Genomic DNA, 3,294 nt, shown 5'->3' on the forward strand with positions numbered 1-3,294 from the left:
AACCCCTTTAGCGTCACAAGGCCGTATTTTCTCTTATTAATTTAATAAAGATCGGGAATAATATCCTGCATAGGTTCCAAATCTAGCATGGTAGATTTCTCATTAATTTCTTTCCCTGATAGATTAAATGTCTTAAACGTTTCACCACATGAATTACAACCACCTGCGCCGGATAAAATGATTCTATCACTTTTACATGTGGCCCCGTAGAAAACGAAATTCATCATTTTTATTTTTTCGCCTTTAATGTTAATACGTTCCACAAAACCTGTAGACTCTGATAGGTCATGATTTTCCTTACCAAGGATGAATATTTGTTTGCTGCAAATTGGTATGGTAAGTTTATCTTGGTCACCATTAAGATTATTTACACTACAAAATGATTCGATACTGTATTGAATACCAACGCAAGAAGACTTGAAAACAGTAGAAACGTTTGCATTACAAAACACTGGAGTTAGTAGCAGAAAAAATAAATTTTTCATAAGTGCTCAGGGTGATTATATTCAATAAATTTTACTATTTCTGCTTAGGCAGCAAATAAATACGTCTAACTTTGTTTTCCTTCAGTTATGTGGCTTTCATTTTTTTTAGTTTTCCTATTTTCTGTTTATCAAACGCGATGTGGCTTTCTATTACATAACACCAATTTCATAATGAAGCGTCCAAACAATGACTCATTAAAATTCAAACATTTTACTTAACAGTATTCTTGATTATTTTCCATAAACATCAACTCCTTTTTTAAGATTACAACCATTATCTTCTTTAATAATGGCGTAATTCATTTCGTCGAAATTATATTTAATCGATCTGCACTCTGGAACTAAAAATTCTCCGTCTGCATCACGCAATGGCGCGTTAACAGCACGACCTATAATGGTCAATGATGTGCGATCTGCATAGGCAATTACTTTGAATTTAAGACCGTCTGACGTTCCATTATCAACAGACTCAGCATAACAATTACCACCTTCTGGCGACGTTGGTAATGTCGAAACAACTTCACCAGTAGTTTTATCAATTACCCAACCACAAATCCAATAATCGTGAGTGCACTCTTTACCATGACCTCCCGGGGATACGAATAATCTGTACTTCCCCGCAAAGTTGACTGGCTTGCTCAACTCTACCTCGACATTCTCTTTCCACCAAGGTGAGAAGTCGTTCTGGGAGCCTTTTAATAATAACTCTTTTGTAAATGGCCCATTGCTAACATCAACAACATCGTTATGTTGGTGGGTTGCATAAGACAAGTGAGAGTACACTAAAAATAGTAAAGGAAAATAATGGACTATTTTATCTGTTCTCATTTTTAGATTCCTCAAGAATTTCAACCATTTCATCCGGCATTAAATGTGCTCGATTCAAGCCGTCACCAGAGTATATGAAACACCTTCGTTATGTGCCGTTCTACCTTTACTAATCGTTTTCCCTTTTCTGACTCCACCTGAGGCGAATTCCTGCGCCCAAGCGTAAATAGCATCCTCTACGCTTCCATTTCCTTCAAGATATTCAATGATGGGTTTTCGTTTGATCTTTATTAAATACTCTTCAAAGATCTTATCCTGCATCGATTCATCATAAAGAGAGTTAACGTCTAGGTTCAATTCTTCCACGGCACTTCTTAATGTACTAGGAATGATTTGAAAACGCCCTGTAGCAAACATATCAAATCGAAATTGTGCACTCATGACTTGACTTATAGTCATCGACGTCAAGTTTGTTTTATAATGAGTCTCACTGTGAGTTGGGTTGGGATGGGGATAAGTTTTATTATATGCGGTATAATCATTTTTAGATTCAACATGCCCTAATAAATCAGCAAATGGACTATGCGCCCATCCAGTACTACTCTTAACTTCTAACGCTGCCAAAAACTTAATTGGGTGCATATGCCATAACGAGAGGCCCACCTTTTCCGTGGTCACATCCTGCATCCATGCCATTTTATCAAGAAAATCTTCGCTGTATTTCTTCCATTCCGGAGCATCTTTTTTCAGCGCATTCAGAAATGGTTGCCAGATAGCATTGTAAATAGACCCGTTTTAGTTCCATGCATTTTTTGAGAACCCGGCCAAATTGACCCTGGCCCAAAATCAGTGCAGTGCTAAATCAGAGATCTTCGTCTTTCCGGAGACTTCGGATGAATTCAGCCGGAGTCATGTCATTTAATGATGAATGTGTCCTTTCATGATTATATTCCCTGCGCCAGCTGTCGAGTTTGTCCTGCGCATCTTCCAGTGACAGGAACCAGTGAATGTTCAGGCATTCATCCCGCAGACTGCCGTTAAATGATTCAATGAACGGGTTATCTGTCGGCTTTCCGGGGCGCGAGAAGTCCAGGGTCACGCCGTGTTCATACGCCCATTTATCCAGACTTTTTGAGATAAACTCGCTGCCGTTATCTGTCTGAATACGTACTGGCAGGCGCTTACCCAGCACCCGCAACCCTTCCATCACACCGACCACATCCTCGCCTTTCAGCGACTTTCCGGCATGGATCGCCAGACACTCCCGACTAAAATTATCGACTACAGTCAGCGCCCGGAAACGCCGTCCGTTAAACAGATTATCCGACACGAAATCCATACTCCAGCACTGATCGATATGCGTCAGGACCGGACGTTGCTGGCGATGTGCTGCACTGACATGTCTGCGGGGGCGCTTTCTGCGCAGGTTGAGGCCTTCCAGACAGTAAATCCGGTGTGTTTTCTTATGGTTAACAAGCCAGCCCTCCCGCCGCAGCTGGATATGAATACGCGGACAACCATACCGTATCCGGGTTTCCGCGATCTCCCGGATACGCTGGGTTATCGCCCGATCGTCACGCCGGCTCTGCCAGTGGTAGACAGTTCTGCTCTGCATCAGCAACCCGCATCCCCGGCGGACACTGATGCGGTATGCTTCCTGCAGGAAATGCACCGCCTGTCGCTTCTGAGCCGGCCTCAGAACTTTTGTTTCAGTACCTCCTGCAACATCTCCTTATCCAGACTCAGATCGGCCACCAGTTTCTTCAGCCGCTGATTTTCATCCTCCAGTTGCCGCAGACGCCGCAGTTCCGTCACGCCCAGACCGGCAAATTTCTTCTTCCAGTTGTAAAAGGTGGCCTCAGAAATACCCATCTTTCTGCAGACTTCCCCTACGCGGGTGCCGGTTTCGGCCTGTTTCAGCGCAAACGCAATCTGTTCTTCGGTATAACGGGTCTTTTTCATGGTAATAAGCCTCTCTGTTAGCAGGAAGAAAGACCGGAGACTTCAGTTTAGACTGGTACTGTTTTCAGGGAGGAGATCA

General features: G+C 42.8%; 4 protein-coding genes. All 4 read right to left on the reverse strand.

Annotated features, from left to right (window positions below; translation table 11 throughout):
• Positions 1–41: 41 nt before the first annotated feature.
• The 4 genes from FEK43_RS22630 to FEK43_RS22645 all read right to left on the reverse strand — a co-directional run bounded on the left by FEK43_RS22630 (position 42) and on the right by FEK43_RS22645 (position 3,215).
• Positions 42–485, reverse strand: a complete 444-nt coding sequence (locus FEK43_RS22630) for a hypothetical protein (RefSeq protein ID WP_135383448.1) — start codon at positions 483–485, stop codon at positions 42–44.
• Between the two features lie 231 nt (positions 486–716).
• On the reverse strand, positions 717–1,313 hold the full coding sequence (locus FEK43_RS22635) for a hypothetical protein (RefSeq protein ID WP_135381347.1): 597 nt from the start codon (positions 1,311–1,313) through the stop codon (positions 717–719).
• Positions 1,314–1,367: 54 nt separating this feature from the next.
• Positions 1,368–1,931: a hypothetical protein gene (locus tag FEK43_RS22640; RefSeq protein WP_135381349.1), complete on the reverse strand. Its 564-nt coding sequence runs from the start codon at positions 1,929–1,931 to the stop codon at positions 1,368–1,370.
• Between the two features lie 184 nt (positions 1,932–2,115).
• Positions 2,116–3,215, reverse strand: a protein-coding gene (locus FEK43_RS22645; RefSeq protein ID WP_130261386.1) for an IS3 family transposase whose coding sequence is annotated in 2 segments (ribosomal slippage) — positions 2,116–2,960 and positions 2,960–3,215 — 1,101 coding nt in all. Because the reading frame shifts where the segments join, the coding sequence is not laid out codon by codon here.
• Positions 3,216–3,294 lie beyond the last annotated feature (79 nt).

The organism is Escherichia sp. E2562 (assembly GCF_005781075.1).
Lineage (GTDB): Bacteria > Pseudomonadota > Gammaproteobacteria > Enterobacterales > Enterobacteriaceae > Escherichia.